Source organism: Sphingobacterium suaedae (genome assembly GCF_042684625.1).
Classification (GTDB): domain Bacteria; phylum Bacteroidota; class Bacteroidia; order Sphingobacteriales; family Sphingobacteriaceae; genus Sphingobacterium; species Sphingobacterium suaedae.
This window is the reverse complement of the sequence record NZ_JBHULR010000001.1, coordinates 13,684-33,204: the sequence shown is the minus strand read 5'-3', so window position 1 is coordinate 33,204 and position 19,521 is coordinate 13,684. Positions and strand designations below refer to the sequence as shown.

The 19,521-nt window shown below is 42.9% G+C and carries 24 protein-coding genes and 1 tRNA gene; 14 read left to right on the top strand and 11 right to left on the bottom strand.

Translation table 11 applies throughout. The features are described from left to right. Window positions 1-82: 82 nt before the first annotated feature. Genes creD through ACFSR5_RS00175 form a run of 4 tightly spaced genes read right to left on the bottom strand, consistent with a single transcriptional unit; the run spans window position 83 to window position 2,995 of the window. A complete protein-coding gene (creD, locus tag ACFSR5_RS00190; RefSeq protein WP_380899468.1) occupies window positions 83-1,576 on the bottom strand; it encodes a cell envelope integrity protein CreD in 1,494 nt (497 codons plus the stop codon). A gap of 10 nt (window positions 1,577-1,586) precedes the next feature. Beyond that, window positions 1,587-2,072, bottom strand: coding sequence for a Coq4 family protein (locus ACFSR5_RS00185; RefSeq protein WP_380899466.1), 486 nt, complete (start codon window positions 2,070-2,072; stop codon window positions 1,587-1,589). A gap of 48 nt (window positions 2,073-2,120) precedes the next feature. Further along, window positions 2,121-2,423: a winged helix-turn-helix domain-containing protein gene (locus tag ACFSR5_RS00180; protein ID WP_380899464.1), complete on the bottom strand. Its 303-nt coding sequence runs from the start codon at window positions 2,421-2,423 to the stop codon at window positions 2,121-2,123. Window positions 2,424-2,425: 2 nt separating this feature from the next. Further along, window positions 2,426-2,995: a hypothetical protein gene (locus ACFSR5_RS00175; RefSeq protein WP_380899462.1), complete on the bottom strand. Its 570-nt coding sequence runs from the start codon at window positions 2,993-2,995 to the stop codon at window positions 2,426-2,428. A 201-nt stretch (window positions 2,996-3,196) separates the two neighbouring features. On the opposite strand from ACFSR5_RS00175, the gene ACFSR5_RS00170 reads away from it, so the two are divergent. From ACFSR5_RS00170 to ACFSR5_RS00160, 3 genes are all read left to right on the top strand, one after another. Continuing rightward, window positions 3,197-3,278 (top strand) — tRNA-Leu (locus tag ACFSR5_RS00170). Window positions 3,279-3,348: 70 nt separating this feature from the next. Beyond that, on the top strand, window positions 3,349-4,683 hold the full coding sequence (locus ACFSR5_RS00165; RefSeq protein WP_380899460.1) for a trigger factor: 1,335 nt from the start codon (window positions 3,349-3,351) through the stop codon (window positions 4,681-4,683). A gap of 93 nt (window positions 4,684-4,776) precedes the next feature. Beyond that, the gene (locus tag ACFSR5_RS00160; RefSeq protein ID WP_380899458.1) at window positions 4,777-5,349 is read left to right on the top strand and encodes a GNAT family N-acetyltransferase; all 573 of its coding nucleotides are present in this window, start codon (window positions 4,777-4,779) and stop codon (window positions 5,347-5,349) included. Between the two features lie 55 nt (window positions 5,350-5,404). Here ACFSR5_RS00160 and ACFSR5_RS00155 read toward each other — a convergent pair whose 3' ends face one another. Next, window positions 5,405-6,883 carry a DUF3943 domain-containing protein gene (locus ACFSR5_RS00155; RefSeq protein ID WP_380899456.1) on the bottom strand — a complete coding sequence of 493 codons (1,479 nt, stop codon included), beginning with the start codon at window positions 6,881-6,883 and terminating at the stop codon, window positions 5,405-5,407. A gap of 99 nt (window positions 6,884-6,982) precedes the next feature. Further along, complete coding sequence (locus ACFSR5_RS00150; protein WP_380899454.1) at window positions 6,983-7,816, bottom strand: hypothetical protein; 834 nt, start codon at window positions 7,814-7,816, stop codon at window positions 6,983-6,985. A gap of 173 nt (window positions 7,817-7,989) precedes the next feature. On the opposite strand from ACFSR5_RS00150, the gene ACFSR5_RS00145 reads away from it, so the two are divergent. Next, entirely contained in the window at window positions 7,990-8,679 is a 690-nt protein-coding gene (locus tag ACFSR5_RS00145) for a hypothetical protein (protein WP_380899452.1), read from the top strand. A 114-nt stretch (window positions 8,680-8,793) separates the two neighbouring features. Here ACFSR5_RS00145 and cysM read toward each other — a convergent pair whose 3' ends face one another. Genes cysM through ACFSR5_RS00120 form a run of 5 tightly spaced genes read right to left on the bottom strand, consistent with a single transcriptional unit; the run spans window position 8,794 to window position 12,229 of the window. Then, complete coding sequence (cysM, locus tag ACFSR5_RS00140) at window positions 8,794-9,666, bottom strand: cysteine synthase CysM (protein WP_380899450.1); 873 nt, start codon at window positions 9,664-9,666, stop codon at window positions 8,794-8,796. Then, entirely contained in the window at window positions 9,666-10,475 is an 810-nt protein-coding gene (gene epsC, locus ACFSR5_RS00135; RefSeq protein ID WP_380899448.1) for a serine O-acetyltransferase EpsC, read from the bottom strand. Before epsC ends, cysM begins: the two co-directional genes overlap by 1 nt. A 57-nt stretch (window positions 10,476-10,532) precedes the next feature. Then, window positions 10,533-10,916, bottom strand: a complete 384-nt coding sequence (locus ACFSR5_RS00130) for a DUF3037 domain-containing protein (RefSeq protein ID WP_380899446.1) — start codon at window positions 10,914-10,916, stop codon at window positions 10,533-10,535. Further along, window positions 10,894-11,691 (bottom strand): HipA family kinase, encoded by a 798-nt coding sequence (locus ACFSR5_RS00125; protein WP_380899444.1) that lies wholly within the window; start codon window positions 11,689-11,691, stop codon window positions 10,894-10,896. The genes ACFSR5_RS00130 and ACFSR5_RS00125 overlap by 23 nt, the downstream gene beginning before the upstream one ends. Next, complete coding sequence (locus tag ACFSR5_RS00120; RefSeq protein WP_380899442.1) at window positions 11,678-12,229, bottom strand: DUF4269 domain-containing protein; 552 nt, start codon at window positions 12,227-12,229, stop codon at window positions 11,678-11,680. The genes ACFSR5_RS00125 and ACFSR5_RS00120 overlap by 14 nt, the downstream gene beginning before the upstream one ends. A gap of 197 nt (window positions 12,230-12,426) precedes the next feature. On the opposite strand from ACFSR5_RS00120, the gene ACFSR5_RS00115 reads away from it, so the two are divergent. The 10 genes from ACFSR5_RS00115 to ACFSR5_RS00080 all read left to right on the top strand — a co-directional run bounded on the left by ACFSR5_RS00115 (window position 12,427) and on the right by ACFSR5_RS00080 (window position 19,500). Beyond that, window positions 12,427-12,972, top strand: a complete 546-nt coding sequence (locus ACFSR5_RS00115; RefSeq protein ID WP_380899440.1) for a DUF1599 domain-containing protein — start codon at window positions 12,427-12,429, stop codon at window positions 12,970-12,972. A gap of 7 nt (window positions 12,973-12,979) precedes the next feature. Further along, the gene (locus tag ACFSR5_RS00110) at window positions 12,980-14,179 is read left to right on the top strand and encodes a BT_3928 family protein (RefSeq protein ID WP_380899438.1); all 1,200 of its coding nucleotides are present in this window, start codon (window positions 12,980-12,982) and stop codon (window positions 14,177-14,179) included. After that, window positions 14,180-14,692 carry a shikimate kinase gene (locus ACFSR5_RS00105; RefSeq protein ID WP_380899436.1) on the top strand — a complete coding sequence of 171 codons (513 nt, stop codon included), beginning with the start codon at window positions 14,180-14,182 and terminating at the stop codon, window positions 14,690-14,692. A 79-nt stretch (window positions 14,693-14,771) separates the two neighbouring features. Continuing rightward, window positions 14,772-15,632 carry a glycerophosphodiester phosphodiesterase family protein gene (locus tag ACFSR5_RS00100; RefSeq protein WP_380900300.1) on the top strand — a complete coding sequence of 287 codons (861 nt, stop codon included), beginning with the start codon at window positions 14,772-14,774 and terminating at the stop codon, window positions 15,630-15,632. A 2-nt stretch (window positions 15,633-15,634) separates the two neighbouring features. Next, complete coding sequence (locus ACFSR5_RS00095; protein WP_380899434.1) at window positions 15,635-16,342, top strand: ATP-binding cassette domain-containing protein; 708 nt, start codon at window positions 15,635-15,637, stop codon at window positions 16,340-16,342. A gap of 55 nt (window positions 16,343-16,397) precedes the next feature. Continuing rightward, a complete protein-coding gene (locus tag ACFSR5_RS00090; protein WP_380899432.1) occupies window positions 16,398-16,976 on the top strand; it encodes a hypothetical protein in 579 nt (192 codons plus the stop codon). Between the two features lie 111 nt (window positions 16,977-17,087). Next, window positions 17,088-18,032: an ABC transporter permease gene (locus tag ACFSR5_RS00085; protein WP_380899430.1), complete on the top strand. Its 945-nt coding sequence runs from the start codon at window positions 17,088-17,090 to the stop codon at window positions 18,030-18,032. Then, window positions 17,945-18,217 carry a DUF7088 domain-containing protein gene (locus tag ACFSR5_RS21270; protein WP_449325430.1) on the top strand — a complete coding sequence of 91 codons (273 nt, stop codon included), beginning with the start codon at window positions 17,945-17,947 and terminating at the stop codon, window positions 18,215-18,217. Before ACFSR5_RS00085 ends, ACFSR5_RS21270 begins: the two co-directional genes overlap by 88 nt. After that, the gene (locus ACFSR5_RS21265; RefSeq protein WP_449325429.1) at window positions 18,151-18,543 is read left to right on the top strand and encodes a hypothetical protein; all 393 of its coding nucleotides are present in this window, start codon (window positions 18,151-18,153) and stop codon (window positions 18,541-18,543) included. The genes ACFSR5_RS21270 and ACFSR5_RS21265 overlap by 67 nt, the downstream gene beginning before the upstream one ends. Before the next feature lie 63 nt (window positions 18,544-18,606). Continuing rightward, window positions 18,607-19,500: a Gldg family protein gene (locus tag ACFSR5_RS00080; RefSeq protein WP_449325428.1), complete on the top strand. Its 894-nt coding sequence runs from the start codon at window positions 18,607-18,609 to the stop codon at window positions 19,498-19,500. The last annotated feature ends 21 nt before the right edge of the window (window positions 19,501-19,521 follow it).

Here is a 19,521-nt window from a genome sequence, read left to right as displayed (position 1 = left end):
GAAATCCGCGACGCCGTAGGATATACAAGACTGTTACATAAACACATAATCGCCAAAGAAAAAGTTTCATGTTATACGTGCCTTAATTTCTTCGATCAAATTGATACCAATTCACGCGTGTCGACAAACGCATCAAAATGGCTAGAATAACAAATACACCAACTGTTCCCACAATCAACGAAAAATCCTGTAATTGCATGAGCAAATAAATAAATGCATAAAACACCGCAAGAATGAGGCTAAACAGCCAACTAATCTGCATTTGCTTAGTTATTCCATATATAAATGAAGCAATCAAGATAATCGTAGCCAGTGCCGAGATGAAGTAGCTCCAATTAAACCCAACATGTTCACCTATGGCTAGTAATAACGAATAGAAAAGAACCATTGCACACCCGATCAGTACATACTGCACAATATGGATGCGTTTCTTTTTAATTACCTCGGTAAAAAACAGCGAAGTAAAGGTGAGCAAGACGATGAGTATTCCATATTTAGCTGCTCGGGTTGTTTTTTGATAATTATTGACCGATTCCAGAAAATGAATACGGACCATGTCCTGTTCGGTCGACATCTCCACTGCTTGTGCTGCCGTCGCTGTTGTGCCCGCATCAACAGTAGCCGCTGCTACCTCTGTGTCTGTGTCTGTGTCTGAAAAATCCGTATTAAGAATCGTATACAACGATTTCTTTGCGCCCGTCCATTGTTGAGGAAATTTACGTCCGAAACTTGGAATACGCCAAGATGCTGCAAACGTATCTGCTCCCACGGTGCGATCTTCCGGCAGAAAACCTCCATCAAAGCTCGGATTTTCCCACCCACCAGCAACTTGGATGGCTGTTTCTTCCGCCGTCGGAAAGAACGTTAAAGAACGCGACCCACGCACATCCATCTGTATTAAAAATTGTCCTTTAGTTGATTTTCCGGACAAATTGATATCGCTTTCCATTGTACGTTCGAACAAGCCTACATCGCCAGCGCCCATCTGAAATCCAAGGTTTTCATCCTTCCATTTCAGCTGTGGCGTCGTTGTCAAACCTTTCAAATCGCTCAAACCGATAAAAACTTTTGCATGTTCCCATTGCAGATCATCCGCCGGGATGCCGAGTTTAGCCAGATCGAGCTCCTCGAAATGACCATGAAGCTTCAAGGTTGCATTATAGACCACTGTTTGGTAAATACCGCGCTTGAGATACTCTGGTGTTATTTCCGAGGAGAACTCCGTTTTTTTGGCTGCAAGAAATACGTAGTCCTTTTCGATATAGGTTTCGACCTTCGGTTTTCCTCTGTCGTCCGTTGTGTTTACAGACGACATATACGTGTAGGGAATGCCGATAACTGGTCCAGAAATCACCTGTGGTTGTCCCCACTTGCCGGCGATTTCGCTAGCAACGGTTTGTTCACGCTCTCTCCGTTCGCCGATTAGGCCGTGAACCCATTCCATGGGAATAAGTAAAAAAAGGACCAGAATAAACATGATTACAAATTTCAAAACGACGGAGTTTGCCAGTCTTTCGAAAAAAGAAGAACCTGTTGTCTCTTGAACAGGGGGAATTTGTGGATTTGTATTTTCCATAACAAGGGGATTAAATGTGCACGATTTCTGATTTATTTATTAAAATCATTTGCAAGGTCTCCAGCGGACAATCAAGCAAATGCAAAAATTCAAGTTGATAGAAAGGTTGACACCGTCGGCCTTTACGGAAACACGCTTGGAAATGGGCACAATGTTCGGGATAGAGCATTGTTCCAATACTAATCATAGCGAATAAATAGAGACTTAGTTTTCCATTCCCTAGTAATAGATATTGCATAGCAATTTCGTCTTGGATAGTTGTTCCAGTCTGCGTAAGCACGTGAAAGACATCATGGTTCTCCAATTTTGGCATTACTTCAAAGCCATTCGAGGCATAAAACTCAGCAAGTGCTTTACCTAATGTTCCGGGTGCATAGGATGCAAATTCTCCCTTGCTGATTCCCCATGCATGTTTTTTCCATTTAAAAACACGCGCATAGACTGCGGACGACCACTCGTACAAATAGATCATAAATGATAAACGAATCTCTTTCATATTTTTACATTAAAGTACTTTGCATTTCAAAGTTTATGAATAAAAAAATTATTTATGTTGCTGTTTGATCAAGCTTTCCAGTGCTGTTAGGTGGTTTTCAAATGCCCGTTTCCCTTTTTCAGTTCTTCTGTATCGCGTGTTCGGCTTTCGATCGACAAAGCTTTTCTCTACACTGATATACTCTTCCTTTTCCAGTGTTTTTAAATTCGAGGCTAAGTTGCCGTCAGTCACATCGAGTATTTCTTTGAGCGAGCTAAAATCATACGACTCGTTCGCAACTAAAATACTCATGACCTGCAGACGAATCCTATTTTCAAAAATTTTATCGTATAATGAAAGGTCTAATCCCACCCTTATTCGTATTTTTTAAAGACAATAAAACCATAGATAATATGCAGCACACCAAATCCTGCCACCCAAAACCACAATCCGTAGCCGGGAGCCGACAAAGCTACTAATCCTAACATTATTTCCAAGAGTCCCAGCCATTTTACCTCTTTAAAGGTATAAACACTGCCCGAAACGAGGGCTAAGCCGTAAAAAATCAACAAAGAAGATGCGATCAATCCATAATATCCTTTAGCAATCAGGATCACGGCAAATATTCCTCCCGTCAACAAAGGAACAGCCAGTGCAACAAGCAATGACTTGCTTGTTGGATTCCATACGGACTGTTTAATTTTTTTTGCTTTGCGTTTAGCCATTAACACCCCTGTTATCAAAGATGTCAGCAAAACACTCAAAGCCACTATGACAAGATAGTCAACGACGCCCGGGTCAGTCACATAATGATCGCGATAATCGAATCCACTCTCGAATCCGTACGCTTTTATGTAGGCCAATGCGCCGCCAATCAACGCATACAAGCCAATAAGCACGCCTGAAAGTCCAGATATAGAAATAAACTTAGAGGATCTTTCCATAATGGAACGGATATGTCCTATTTCTTTAATTAAATCGTGTTGATCCATAAAAAGTACTTTGCGTTTCAAAGTAAATGAATATAAAACACTTATGCAAGAACAAAAAAATATTTTTAAAAAATTTAAAAATAATCTCTAAAAAGACTTGCAAGATATCACTTGGGTTCCTATCTTTGTGCCACAATAAAAGTCCTAATAACTGCGGAAGTGGCGTAATTGGTAGCCGCACCAGACTTAGGATCTGGCGCCGCAAGGCGTGGGGGTTCGAGTCCCTTCTTCCGCACTTGATTTCCTCCCGAACGTAATACTCGGGAGGATTTTTTTTGTAAAATGCGTAAAAGCTAAACGAGAGTATGAATATTTCACACCAAAAAGTTGACGATGTCAACGCAAACATTAAGGTTGAATTAGCACCTGAAGACTACAATCCTTCGGTAGATAAAGCCATCAAAGATCAAGCGAAAAAAGCAAAATTACCGGGATTTCGTCCGGGCATGGTGCCAACTGGCCACATCAGACGTACTTACGGAAAATCAATCTTGTTTGATGAAATCAATAAATTGGTCAATGACAAGATCGCTGAATATATCGGCGAAAATAAATTGGAGGTCTTAGGTCAACCGCTTCCTTTGGATAGTGATGCAGATGCGAATTATAACTGGGATTTCAAAGATACTTTTTCGTTTAACTATGAGATCGGTCTAGCTCCCGAGTTTGATGTTCCCTTTGCAAAAGAAACGCAATTCACGGCATATGATATCAAGGCCGACGAGGCCACATTGACGGAGCGTGTCAAAAATCTACGTCGCAGCTACGGCAAGATGACGAATCCGGAAGTTTCTGAAGAAGGAGATGTTCTTTATGCAACACTAAAGCAAGATAAAGAAGAAGGTATCGAAAAAACAACGTCGGTGCGGACAGACATTATTGAAGATGCTAAAATAAAAAAAGCACTTGTTGGTCTTAAAAAAGACGATTCGGTAAAGATTGATGTTAAAAAAGCGTTTAAAGTAGAAGATTTAGCGCGTATTTTGGGCATAACAGAGGACGAAGCTTTAGCGCTAGACGTTACGAAATTTGAGTTGACTGTCAAAAACATCAATCGCCTAGAAGAATCGGATCTAAACCAAGAGTTTTTTGACAAATTATTTCCTGCTGGAGAGGTGACAAAGGAAGAGGAATTCCACGCTAAAGTAAAAGAGGAAGTAGAGAATTTATTCAAGCAAAATGCCGATCAAAAGTTACGCAACGACATGTATACATTCGGCATGGAAAAAGTGGACGTACAATTCCCAGAAGCGTTCTTGAAGAAATGGTTGAAAGCAACAAACCCTAACATTTCTGATGAAGAATTGGAAGAAGGATTCGCTGATTTCTTAAACAACTTAAAGTGGACGATCATTGAAAACCGCATCGTGACGGCAAATAGCCTTGAAGTGAAGTATGACGAAGTGATCAATTTGGCGAAAGAGCGCATTTACGCGCAAATCAAAATGTACAACATTAACGAAGAGCCAACCGATGAACAACTAAATCAATTCGCTATTCAGTTATTACAAGATAGAGAGCAAGCAAACCGTCTGTTCGAAGAGGCAAAAGCACTTAAAGTTTTCAATCATTTGAAAGAAAATGTGACTTTGAACTCGAAAGAGATAGATTATGTAGCGTTTGAAAAACTCGATAAATAACGTAACCTCAGTCGACAGGTAAAACAGAAGGCTATCCGATTGATCGGATAGCCTTCTTGCATTTAGGTGCGATTTTTTCTTTAATTTTAAATCATGATACGCATACGACAAGCAACTCCCTTCGATTCGACCGCACTGGCGCCTCTTATGCTGTTGGCTATGGAAGAGATTATCTATTACTTTATTGGACAGAACAATTATCAAGAAGCCATCAACTTTTTAGCTCATCATATTGCCAAACCCGGGAATCAATACTCTTACGAATATATTATCGTTGCCGAAGAGGACGATGTGGTTGTTGGACAAATATGCCTCTATCCCGGAGAAATGCTTGAGAAACTCCGAGAGCCCATCCTAACATTTTTACAGTCGACATACAGTAGACACCTGTTACTTGAGCAAGAAACAAAAGCTGGTGAGGTGTATATCGATACCATTGCAGTGTCTGTTAATGCCCAAGGCAAAGGCATAGGTAAAATGATGCTTTTGTATGCCGTCGACCGTTTTGTCAAACGTGACAAAAAAACCTTGGGGTTATTGGTTGACAAGGAAAACCCCCAAGCAAAAACGCTATATATCCAATTAGGCTTCAAATTCGTGGAGGATATACATATCTTCGAGAAAGAAATGGAACACTTACAGTACGCGCCATTGGTGTTGGCGTAAGAAGCGACAAATCTAAGCCAAAGTGCATGCTTAAATCGGCTAAATAAAACCTCGCCTAAAATCGGACATTGTAACCAATGGATAATCTTCCGAACGGAAATTTTCGATTGAAATCTGGATACTGTTCTTCTTCGAAATGTCCTTCAAGCGCAAAATATCCAGAACTGACGTTTATGGAGAAATTCTTCACAATTCGTAAACTAGCCTCCAAAGTTGCAGCGTGCAATATGTAATAGGATTCGTTTCCGCTGATCGTAAAGAAAACGCCACCATTGTAATCTCCGGAGATAAGTAATCGACGTAACACGCTTAATTCGGCCCGATACCGATAACTTGCCCCCGATCCATAATTATAGTTACGACTAGCGCCATAAAGCAAATATGGATCCGGCACCGCTGCGAGTAACACAGCTCCAACGCCCAAACTCATATTCAGTCTGTTCAATTTTTTATATCTAAATTCCGAATTCCAATTGTAGGTTAGGCTCTGTGCACCATAGAAAAATGCATCATTGTTGTAAAAATCATAGTTTGCACTAAGTATCCCGTAATGACTACCGGTTTTGGTTTTGAAAAACTTATTTCCATACAGCAATGCGTGCACATTGACCGCATTGATAAACGAACTGTCACCCCTACCCAACTCTAGATTCACATAAAATTGATCAAATGGTCTTTTAATGTTTTCCGGTCCATTGCTATACCATAAGCGTAGCCTCCCATATGATCCATTTTTTCCTTTCTCCAGAATATCACCTTCCTGTGCATCAAATCTACGCACCCCAATATTCACCTCCGCCCAGATAGATGAAGAATCTACTGCATTGTAACTGTCCACCTTGCCCCATTTACCATCAAGCAAGCGGTTTAATCCGTTGACCGGATTAATAAAAAATGCGCCTATTTCATTGGAGACCATGGCTTTTCTGTTTCGGCTAGCCCGTCCCAATATATTTCGCGCCAAGCGATGGGTCATTTCCCCCAGAACAATACCTCCAAATGTGGTATTCACCAAATCGTTAATGGACGGATGTTGCGTTTCGCCCGCGGTTTCCCAGATATAGCTTCCAGCAAAAGTCGCCATACTCGATTTATAAAAACTATACCCGTTGCTACGAAATGCATTAAAATAAAGCTGACCGTGATACGGATGGTCAATCTGATTCGTTGTAAATTGGTTGTCATCCCAATCCCATGCTGAGAAACGCTGATGATCTATAAAATTTTTGAACGTGATGTAAGAATAAGGATCTTTTGTGATAAACCGATTAAACAAAGCAGGAAATGCTTGCGCCAAAAACCATTCCGATCCGGCCCGCAAAAATTTTTTCTCCCGTTTAGGCTCTTTTGTGCTCCGCGCAAATTTAGGCAACGTATCCGGTTCCTGTGTTAACCATGTCCATCGCTTCGTTGTGTCTAACAATTGAACCGTCGTATCTATACCAGTAAGCGGATAGAAGTGCTGTGCCTCAGCTGTCAGATTTGCCAATAAACAGAATATAACCAAAAAACAATCGTGTAATATTTTCATCATAGTGTTAAACCAACAAAAATAAATTTTGTGTTTCACTATGGCGAAAACAATAGAAAAACCGACCCATAGGTGACATAAAAAAACAGCCTGTTAATCTCGCTAATATTCGCGCGCTGCTAGATAGTCAGCTAACGGGATCATGCGGTAGTAGTCGAAATAATATAATCGAGCGTTCGCGTCTACTGCAATATATATCGGCAGGATAGATTGGATATTGCCCAGCACATAATACGGAAACTTAGGCGATGGCCGTTCGATAATCTTCAGTTGCCATTTTTCCGGTTGCGGACCAGCAGCCTTCATAACAAGTTGATCAGTGGACAGCATGTCCAACATTTTCTGTTCTTCAGGATCTTGTATCGTATAAACGGTCGGATAATAGTTTCCGTCGTCCAACCGGACGGAATTTTCCGCATCTTTTTCTCCATGGCCCTTCACTTCCAATCCCATTCTGTTGACCACTGTATGTCTAAACTGCTTAGTTGAGTCGGGGACTATTGACCAATGTTCACCCCTCGCTTCCGATTTCCGTTTGACTCCCCTATAGGCTGTTGTGTAACCATTTTTCAGCGGCATCAGAAAATCGTATTTTGCAGGTATCAATACTCGGCCGTACGGATGCACCAGCCCCATCTTTCCTGTTTTGACGTCTACAAAACGTCGCGCACCTTCCTCAATATAATCCGCACCATTATCATATAAAAAGGGGTGATACAATACCTGTCCATTTCTATTAAAAGTGGTGTTAAACGTATGAGCCGCACGCAAAGAATCGAACGTCCACGTTATACCTTTTGGTAATCCATAAAAATCGATAATGGAATCGGTAATCGATTCACCTGAAATCCACGGTCCTATAACAGGGTACTCCGCTGCAATGATAACAGCGCTATCGCCATCTTTCACCCCTTGGTACAGACTATCTGCTGTCATAAACAGAAACAACGCTTTATCCTGCCCTCGAAGAAGCGTTATACCGAAGCATATAGTTAATATCACGATCCGAATCATACCATACTTTTCTTGTCTATTTTCTAATATAAAAAAAACGGAAACATGCTGGCAGATAATTTGTTATTTTTATACAGCAACCAATTTATACAGTCATGAAAACGATCTACGTTACCCTCTTTCTAAGCTGCCTAACTAGCTTTCTTTTTGCACAGGTTTACCAACTACATGGTGTATTCAGTAGCAAAAATGGTAATACACATAGGATTTGGATGTTTGTGGACGGCTACTGTTCGCAAACTACTTACCAAGACAAACAATATATATCGACATTTGGCGGACCTTTTGTGCAAAAGGAGGGCGAAGTGGCCGTACAGATCGAGTATAACGATACCGACCCAACCCAAGTGGGGCAATTACAGGCTTTTCCTGTAACCATCACAACCAACACCATACAAGAGAAAAGCGGCGTACTATGGACGAAAGAAGATGCTAAAGATCAAGATTTAGATGGACTTTGGCGCATCACTGGCCGTAAACAGGAGGCGAACATGCAGACAATCCCACGTGGGGATCGAAAAACAATCAAGCTTCTGATAGACGGTTATTTTCAATGGATAGCGATCAATCCGGCAGTGAAAGGGTTTTACGGTACTGGTGGGGGAAAGTATACCTTTAAAGGTGGAAAGTATACGGAATATATCTTATTTTTTTCTCGGGACAATTCCCGCGTCGGGGCCACTTTAAGCTTTGATGGAAAACTAGAAAAGGACGATTGGCACCATAGTGGCCTGAGTTCGAAAGGAGACCCCATTAATGAGATATGGAGCAGGGACCATCAATAACATATAAAGAACTTCCCCGGAAAGAACATATGCCCCTATGTAAAACGTCCGGTCATGTATTACGACCGGACGCCACTTTTGAATCAGCAAATCGCTGCATTTTGAATCTTTTTCTTATCCAAACAAATCAGAGCTTAGGTATCGATCTCCTCGATCGCACGCAATAAAAACAATCAGTCCTTCTTCGATTTCATTGGCTATCTGCAATGCTGCATGAAAAGCTCCTCCCGTACTCATTCCCGCAAAAATACCGGCTCGTTTTACCAACTCGCGTGACCGTGTGGTAGCATCTGATTGTGCAATATCAATAACGCGGTCTACCCGGGAAGCATCAAAAATCTTAGGCAGATAAGCTTGGGGCCATCGTCGTATACCGGGTATCGACGATTCTTCGGTCGGTTGACACCCTACAATTTGAACGGTCTCCCGCTGTCCTTTCAAATACATCGAACATCCCATAATGGTACCTGTGGTTCCCATCGCACTCACAAAGTGGGTGATCTTACCGGCAGTGTCGCGCCATATTTCTGGGCCTGTGGTTTTGATATGTGCCTTGTAGTTGTCGGGATTGGCAAATTGATTCAATATGAAATATTCGCCTGTGGCGGCTTTCTCCTCCGCATAGTCACGGCAGATTTCCATCGATTCTAACAGTGTCACATTGGCGCCGTATGCCTCCATTGTCAACGTACGTTCCCGCGTCGAGGTAGAAGGCATGACTAGCTCAAGATCCAAACCGTACAACCCTGCAATCATAGCCAATGCAATACCCGTATTGCCAGAAGTCGCTTCAATCAATTTGGACTGTGGGTTGATTTCACCCCGTTCCAACGCGGAGCGAATCATATTCAAAGCCGCCCGATCTTTTACCGACCCCGCTGGATTATTTCCTTCCATTTTCGCAAATATCCGGACGTTCGAATTGGTATGAAATCCGTTGATTTCTACAAGCGGCGTATTACCAATAGTATCTATTAAATTTTGCATCAGACAATCGGTTTAGAATCAATAAATTTAGAATTGGGTTGATGATACACGGTTGTATACGGATCAATACTAGATGTCAACCATACATTTCCACCAATTACAGAGTGGTGTCCGATTACCGTTTGGCCACCGAGTATGGTCGCTCCAGCGTAGATGATGACATGATCCTCAATAATCGGATGTCTTTGCGTATTCGCCATATTCTTTTCCACGCTAAGTGCACCTAGTGTTACCCCCTGATATAATTTGACATGGTCACCGATGATGCAAGTCTCGCCAATGACAATTCCGGTGCCGTGATCGATATACAAATATTGACCTATGCGCGCCCCAGGATGGATGTCTATTCCTGTTTTCGAGTGTGCGTGCTCTGTCAGTATTCGGGGTATCAGCGGAACGCGGGCCTGCCACAACTGATGGGCGATACGGTACACGCAAATAGCCGTGAACCCCGGGTAAGTACGGATAACCTCTCGCAAACTACGCGCTGCTGGGTCTCCATCCATAATCGCCTGCGCATCGGTTAACATTACCTCATAGATGGAAGGAAGCTCTTCAAAAAAACGGTTTGCAATCAATTTGTTATCACAGTGCGAGCAAGCCTTCGTTTTTTGTAGCAATTCCAACAATTCCTCTTCTGCTTCCTCAAAAGCTTTTCGTACGTCATCTACTCCTTTAAAATTGGACGAAGCCCGCTCAGGAAAAAGCAAATGCAATACGTGCATTGCCCAGTCGGCAATGCGGGTATTGCTTGGCATATCCTGAACTTCCATTTGCTTTTGGTAGATATATTGATAAAAGTCTTCCATTATGTGATGATAATCGATGCGTCAAATTTAACATTCCTAGTAAAAAAACTACTATTTCTATAGGACTAATTTTTCAAATAATTCATCCAACGTCTCTTCAGCGGACAAACATAGACCTGGATGGCTCAAGGAACATTGTATGAGCGTGCTCCTTTTTGCTGTCAACCAGCGAAATCGCTCTGCCTGTTCTAATGTTGCCAGTCGGCCGGCCGACCGATCGCCGGCACATATACGTTGAAACGAATCCAGATGTTTTTTAATTAACTCCAGATCCACTTCCGGATCAAGCGCCTTGCATTTTTCCTCATTTACGAAGACCTTGACTGCGGCATAGCGCTGTTTTTTGCAATAGAGGGCTACGCCGACATTCACAAACTCTTCGCGCTCCACCCTAGGCACGACCCGTACCACAACATATTCATATACGGTTCGCTCGCTCATGCTCAATTTGTTTTATAAAATTTGCCGAATGGGACACTCTTCCCAGTAAAAACGAAACATATACCGCTCGCGCATCATCTGCTGTCAATCCCCGTACTTGGTCTACCAACCAATCATCAGGCACTATCTTCAGAATATTCCAGAGGTTCTCTCCCGTAAATAAAGACCTATAGGTTTCATCCACTTCAGCCACCTTACTCGCCCATCGAAGGAGAACATGATCTTTGATCTGCACAAAGGGTTTTGCAAGTTGCTCTTCCCAATTATCCCATGCATGGTGAAAATAGAGCGATGCGCCGTGGTCGATTAGCCACAACTCTTGATGCCATATTAGCATATTGGTATTACGTACGGTACGATCGACATTCATTAGCAAAGCGTCTAGCCAAACGATCTTAGAAGCCTCTTCTTCTTGTATCATATCCACATTGGCATCAAAAGTGATAGCTCCGTTCAAAAAATGCACGCCTAAATTCTTTCCTACTGAAAAACGTAGTAAGTCTTGAATTTCCTCATCTGGTTCGGTCCTGGCAAAAGATTCGTCAAGATCAGCAAAGACCATCTCCGGCATACGAAGTCCTAAAAAGCGAGCGAGCTCGCCGCCGATAAGTTCAGCGACCAGCGCCTTCTTTCCTTGGCCAGCACCGCGAAACTTAATAACATAACTAAATCCATCGTCAGCGTCTACCAATGCAGGCAACGATCCGCCCTCCCTGAAGGGCTGCACATAACGTATGATTTGCACCTCCCTTATCTCTGGTTTAAAAATTTTCATGTACTTCGTATTTAAGTAATCCTTCATAAGGATCTCCCGAAATCTGCAATAGCTGTGCAAAAGCAGGTTCAGTCTTGATTCCTGCACGCTTTAAATCTATAATTTTCTGCTTAAAATCCTGTCCGCAGCGTGTCAGAATTTCATATTCTTTAATCAAGTGTAAGAAGCCGTGTTGTCGTTTAACCGGCATATGCTGGGCAAACACTTCAACAGCAAAGTTTTCAACACGAAAATTAACGAATACGCTTTCCACTCCACGAACATATGCATGTGTAATCTTAAAATCAGGATGATGTCCCATCTGTGTTTGTACATACGCTTGAAATGCTGTAAAGTCTGCCACAGAACACAAAACATCCAAATCACTCGACGGAATCGCGATATCGAGCGGAATCGTCCCCACCAGCACCGCATCATACCTTCTCAAAATAGGCATGATTTGGTGTTTGGTCAAGAGATCATAAGCCTTTCGCTGCTGTGGTGTACCCGATGCTAAATAGGTTATTTGGTCAAACCTATTGAAAGCTTCTTTGTTCATTATTCAAATAACGGAATATTTTTTGGCAAATAGCATACTGCCCCCATGCTAAAAATAGGGCCATTGGAATACTATACAACAATGGTGGTGGGGATTTTGACGAACAAGATAAATAAGATCGTCAAACCAATTGTATTGCATATAGTTGCTAATTTATCTAAGTTTGTAATACACTAAATACAGTTAATTAGACAAGGATGGATACAAACGCCGAATACAACAGCGTAATAAATTATTGCAGAGATTTATTTTTAAAAAAGACAAAAGACTACGGCACCGCTTGGCGGATCATGCGTCCATCATCTATCACGGATCAAATATTTATTAAAGCCCAGCGCATACGTACGTTAGAATTAAAAAAAATATCAAAAGTCGGCGAAGGCATCCTCGACGAATACGTAGGCATTATAAACTATTGTGTTATTGCAATGATCCAATTGGAACTACCAGAAAATGCTGGTGACAATTTAGCGTATGACAGCATAGCCTCGCTGTATATACAAAAAGTAGATGAAACGAGAGATCTCATGTTTGCCAAAAATCACGATTATGGAGAGGCTTGGCGAGATATGCGTATCTCTTCGCTGACCGATTTGATTCTCATGAAACTTCACCGCGTTAAGCAGATTGAAGACAATGATGGACAGACGCTGGTATCGGAGGGCTTAAAGGCCAACTACCAGGATATGTTAAATTACGCGGTCTTCGCATTGATAAAATTAGGGCTTGCTGAGCAAAAATAAATGTAAAATGGAAACAAACTTTAACCCTACCCGCAAACAAAAGACAAACACAGGAGGCGTTCTCCTCGGTTTCAGTAGAATCTTCGTTGGTGTACTTTTTATTTTTTCGGGTTTGATAAAAGCAAATGATCCTACCGGATTCGGATACAAGCTACAGGAGTACTTTCATGTTTTCCACCTCGGTTTCCTGAATGACTACAGCACGTGGATCGCGGTTCTCATCTGTGGTTTCGAAATTATTCTTGGGGCATTCTTGCTTTTGGGCTTCTATGCGCGGAAAGTAGCTTGGGGATTACTCTTTCTAACTGTTTTTTTCACGTTTCTCACGTTTTATTCCGCTTTTTTTGAGGTCGTTACTTCCTGTGGCTGCTTCGGGGACGCAATACCTCTGACTCCTTGGCAGTCTTTTAGTAAGGATCTCGTACTGTTAGTCTTCATTCTGATCGTTTTCACGTACCGAAATCGCATCCGGCCTCTGCTACCAAAAGGCTCTACCAGAAGCTTGGTAGCCGCACTGGTCGTTATCCTGTCATTTGGCATTGGTGTTTATACCGTTTATTTCCTTCCATTTATCGATTTCTTACCTTATAAGGAAGGGAACAATATCCCAGAATTAATGGTTCTCCCAGAGGGAAAAGAAGGAGATGTTTACGAATATATTTATGAAATCAAACATAAAACAACCGGTGAAACCAAAAAAGTAACCGACAAAGAATATATGAATGGCATTTGGGAGGATGAGAACTGGGAAGTCGTGGGTGAACCGTCCACCAAGCTCGTCAAGAAAGGCTATCAAATTCCCATTCCTGATTTATTGATCTCGGATGCGGACGGCAACGACGTAACGCAGGAAATTATTACCAACCCATATTATAATTTTATCGTTGTAAGCACGTATGCCGACAACTTATCAACTGCAGACATCATCGCATTAGATCGTATCAACAGCACTATTCGTGATCTCTCTACCGATTATAACCTTCGGGCTGTATTGCTCACGGCAAGCTCGTCACAGGTAGCGATGGGACTGAATGATGAAATGGATCTAGTCTTAGAAACTTTTTATGCCGACGCGGTTCCATTGAAAAGTATGGTTCGTTCCAATCCCGGCATTCTTTTATTGCAGAATGGTGTTGTCATAAAAAAATGGTCAAAAATAACATTTCCTTCCAAGGAAGAATTAGAAAAAGAATATTTAGCGAAATAAATGGACAGGCCTATATTTTTAATTGGGTTTATGGGGAGTGGCAAGACCACCCTTGGAAAAAAGCTAGCCCATCATCTGCGACGCAAATTCGTCGATATGGACCATCTGATCGTGGAACATGCCGGAATGTCTATTCCTGAGTACTTTGCAGAATTTGGGGAACAAAAATTCCGCGAACTGGAACGGGATACGCTCCAGCAGTTGACCGACGATAACATTGTCGTCTCTACAGGCGGAGGCAGCCCTTGCTATTATGATAATATGCAATGGATTCTGGACAATGGTTTAGCAATCTACCTCTATCTAACTCCTAAAGCGCTGTACCATCGCCTGCAGCAGTCGAATATCGCTAAAAGGCCCGCTTTAAAGGGGTTACAAGGCGATGCGTTGCTTCATTTTATCGAAGAAAAACTAGCAGAAAGAGAACCATTCTATCAACGAGCTCACATGCAGATCGATCAGCTGAGCACATCGGTCGAAGATCTGAGCCAGTCTATTTTAGCTCATGCCTAACCCCCTTAAATATCCGCTATCGATTTTACTGATACTGTTGTTTGCAGGCTGCTTTCGCAACAACACCGGTAACGATTTCATGCATGTGAGCAATCATAACCAAATTTTCAACTTTGCTGGTGTTGAAGATTTGTATCGGTTTTTGACGTATTCGGAAAAACGCGTTCCGCTTGTCAGTGCACACCGTGGAGGGCCAGATGTAGATTATCCTGAAAACGCGTTGGAAACCTTTCAGCGTGTTGCTTATAAAACCCCTGCAATCATCGAATGCGATATTGCCCTGACCAAGGATTCTGTCCTTGTGCTGATCCATGATGAAACATTGGATCGTACGACTACCGGGAAAGGACGTGTCAACCGGCACACCCTCGACGAACTCAACGAGCTGTATTTAAAAGATGAGACTGGAAATACCACCAACTACCGTATTCCGACGTTGGACGAAACGTTGGCATGGGGGGTCGGGAAAGTTATTTTCACGTTGGATGTAAAAAAGAATGTACCGTACCGCATGGTCATTGATGCCATACGCCGTACGAAATCAGAGGCCTACGTTGTGATCATTACGTATAGCGCCGATCAGGCGGCCGTCGTTCACAACTTGGCGCCAGATCTGATGATCTCTGCTTCGATAAAAAATTCTGAAGACCTGGTTCGTCTAAATGATCGGGACGTTCCCGATACCCGATTGGTAGCGTTCGTCGGCACTTCCCAAGCGGATAAAAAGTTGACCGATCTTTTGCACCAACATGGTATTCTGTGCATCTTGGGAACAATTGGAAACTTAGACGATCAAGCGGCACAACGGGGAGATCAACTTTATGCGGAATTTATTGAAAACGGAGCCGATATCTTGAGTACGGACCGCCCTCTGCAAGCCGCAAAATCCCTATCGTATTATATCCAAAAGCGCGAACTTTCTTCCCCTTACATAAACTAGTGATGTCGATCAAAGTCGAATACGTAAGCAAGATCTACGGAGACCAAAAGGCGCTTGACTCCATCTCGTTCGAAACCGGAAAACAACGGATTGTTGGATTTCTCGGCCCGAATGGAGCGGGCAAGTCAACAACCATGAAAATCCTCGCAGGTCTTCTTCCTCCAACAACAGGCAGCTGCTATATACATGATGTATCTGTACAGCACGATCCTCTCAAAGCAAAAAAAACAATCGGATTTCTTCCAGAAAACAACCCTCTGTATTTGGATATGTATGTGCGGGAAATATTATCCTTCGGAGCCAATACCCATAGGATTAAAAACAAATCCCGACACATTGACGACGTTATTATCCAAACGGGACTGCTAACTGAACAACATAAAAAGCTCCACCAGCTTTCTAAAGGATACAGACAGCGGGTTGGTCTAGCGATGTGTATTCTACATGATCCTGCGGTGCTTATTTTAAACGAGCCTACCACCGGTCTTGATCCCAATCAAATTTTAGAAATACGTGCATTGATCAAAATGTTGGGCAAAGAAAAAACTGTCCTATTGTCGACCCATATCATGCAAGAAGTGGAGGCGATCTGTGATGAAGTGATTATTTTAAACCAGGGAAAGATACAGGATCATTTTTCGCTAGACGACATGTCGCAGCGTTACCCTAAACTATCTTTAGAAGAAATCTTCGTTCGACTTACAAAATAAATCAAACATTTTTTCCTGAGCCGTGTTCTTTACATACATTAACACTTGATCAGATATGAAGAAGTTTACAATTTTATTCGCTTTACTAGGAGGTTTTGCTGTAGCTGCCCATGCGCAGAAAGTGGAAACCGTACCGCAAACCTCTGCCGACGTAGGCTTGACTCCTATTAAACAAGGCAATTGGATGGTCGGAGGTTCTATTGGCAACATCGGTTATAGCTTTGAAGGAAAGGCATTTAATATTCAGCTTCAACCACGTGCTGGATATTTCGTATCCGATGGGATTGCTGTCGGTGCCCAGGCAACTTTAGGACTAACCGCCGTAAAGGACATGGACAACGAATGGAATTACGGTATCGCCCCGTTCGTACGCTATTACTTCCCGGGAGGCGCGACGTCGACTAGCCGCTTCTTTGCACAAGGAGATGTAGGTATTGCCGGAAGTTCAGCCGGGGATGGCGTATCCCTAGCTTTAGGCGCTAACGTCGGTTATGCGCATTTTATAACGCAGACCGTAGCGCTAGAAGCCATCTTAGGATATAATTACACCAAGGCCAATGTAAATTTAGGGGATAAAGCCACAGGTCTCGGTGTAGGCATTGGTTTCCAGATCTATTTGCCGGGACAACGATAGAAAAACGCATAATTACAACTTTGTTAGAGAAGGCACTGCCCGCGAGGGGGAGTGCCTTCTTGCTTTACACTGATCTATTTCCTATTTTCGAAGGAACAAAATGTACACACATTGATCAGTATATATAAAAAAGAAATCTCGTCCTTTTTCAATTCGCTTATTGGTTATTTAGCCATCGCGTTATTTTTGCTCGTCACGGGGCTCGTTTTGTGGATCTTTCCAGACACCTCTATTTTCGAGAGTGGGTATGCTTCATTAGACGGCTTCTTTTCGATAGCACCCTACCTATTTCTTTTTTTAATCCCTTCCATTTCCATGCGTTCGCTGTCCGGCGAACGAGCCGATGGAACTTTTGAGCTGTTATGTAGCAGGCCATATCGGTTGCGTGACATCGTATTGGGCAAGTATGGCGGTATCCTTACTATCGCCCTTCTAGCAATTCTGCCGACCATTATGTATGCGGTCACAATCAATACATTGGCCTTTCCGCGTGGCAATATTGACATTGGAGCCACCATAGGATCCTATCTCGGCCTATTTTTTCTGACAAGTGTGTACGGTGCGATCGGCATTTTTTGTTCAAGCTTAACGAAAAATCCGATTATTGCTTTTCTCTTGGGGGTCTTCGCAAACTTCATTGCCTATTATGGAATTGACGCGTTTAGCAATATGTCCATGGTCAGCTCGCACTCCGAACTTATAAAAAATTTGGGGATACAAGCCCATTATCATAGCGTAAGCCGAGGTGTTCTCACGGTTTCAGACACGGTGTATTTTGTTTCAGTAAGCGCACTCTTCCTTTTGTTTACCGTCGGGCATACTGGCCGAATTTTTCGAAAACGGACAGTTACCCTTGCCTGGTATGCAAGCGCACTTGCAGGATATATAGTGTTGAATCACTTCAGTGCACCAAACCTAACTTCCCGAATCGACTTTACGGAAGACAAACGTTTCACACTGAACGCGACATCCAAAGAACTTCTCAAATCACTAACAGAGATGTTCATATCACGCTATTTCTGGACGGTGATCTTCCGTCTGGGTTTAACAGGCTAAAACAGGCAGCGTTGGACATGACGAACGACTTTCGGTCCTATGCGCCGGACCGGCTATCGTTCACGCTCATCGATCCGCTGGTACGCGAGATGAACAACAGACCTTCACGCAAGCCCTTATGGAACGTGGCGTATTTCCGACCAACCTGCGCGTTAAAACTGCGCAAGGCTTTACTCAAAAGTTAATTTTCCCAACAGCGATCATCAGCACGGCAAAAGAAGAAATTGTCGTAAACCTACTGTTGCAAAAAACAGGCGCGCGACCCGAAGAAGCACTCAATAATTCCATTGAAAACCTAGAGTATGCTTTCAGCTCTGCCATCAGCAAGGCAACTAAACAGTCCGGTTCCTTTATTGGCTTTACGGAAGGACATGGTGAACCGGACGATCTCGCCCTATACGACGCTATGCACAGCCTAATGAACGGAAATCAGGTTGGGCGGGTCAACCTTGATTCGGTTACCTACGCTTCATTGGATCAATTGAAAATCTTATTTGTCGTGAAGCCGTGATCGCCGTTCTCCGAAAGTGACAAATATAAAATCGATTACTTCGTCCGGCGCGGCGGTAGCGTGGTGTGGGCGATAGATCCGATCGATGCTGGTTTAGACAACCTACGCCAAACCGGAACACAGCCGGTGATCGGGCGAAGACTTAATTTGGATGATCAACTTTTTTTATACGGTGTGCGGCTAAATTACAATTTAGTGGCCGACCTCAACTGCGGACAGATATCACTGTCTGTAGGAAACAACACCGGGCAAAATCAAATAGAATTAACCCCTTGGTACTTCTTTCCGATATTAATGCCTACCTCAGCCAATACGATGCTCAAAAATCTGGATGGTATACATACCGAGTTTATTAGCACGCTCGATACCATTGCGACGCCGGCTATAAAGAAAGAAATTCTGTTACCATCTTCACCTTTCGCCAAAACTGTTTCAACGCCCGCAACGATTAGCCTGCAGATGGTAGAGGAAAACCCAGACCCCGCTACCTTCCGGACCTCTCCGCTTCCTGTTGCTGTCGCCTTACGTGGCCGGTTTCCATATATCTTCGACGACCGACCGGCTCCAAAAGGTATCCAGCAACCTATAGATCTTACTGATATAAGCCACGAAGCAAAAATGATTGTTATAGGAGATGGAGATTGGCTGATCAATCAAATTAATAGTAAAGATCAATCTCCTTATCCGCTAGGATGGGATCGGTATACAGAAAAGCAGTATGCAAACAACGTACTACTACAGAATATGGTCGATTATCTGCTTAACGACGAGAAGCTTATCAGCCTACGCAACTGCGAAGTCAAATTGCGACTGCTGGATCAGGCAAAAGTTACATCTGAAAAACAATACTGGCAAATCGCCAATGTCGTTATTCCCGTCTTGCTTCTGTCCCTGATCGGCATGACGCAACAATGGATCAGAAAACGAAGATATGGAAGAAAAACTCCTTCCGCCTAACCATCCTTCCGCTCAACAAAA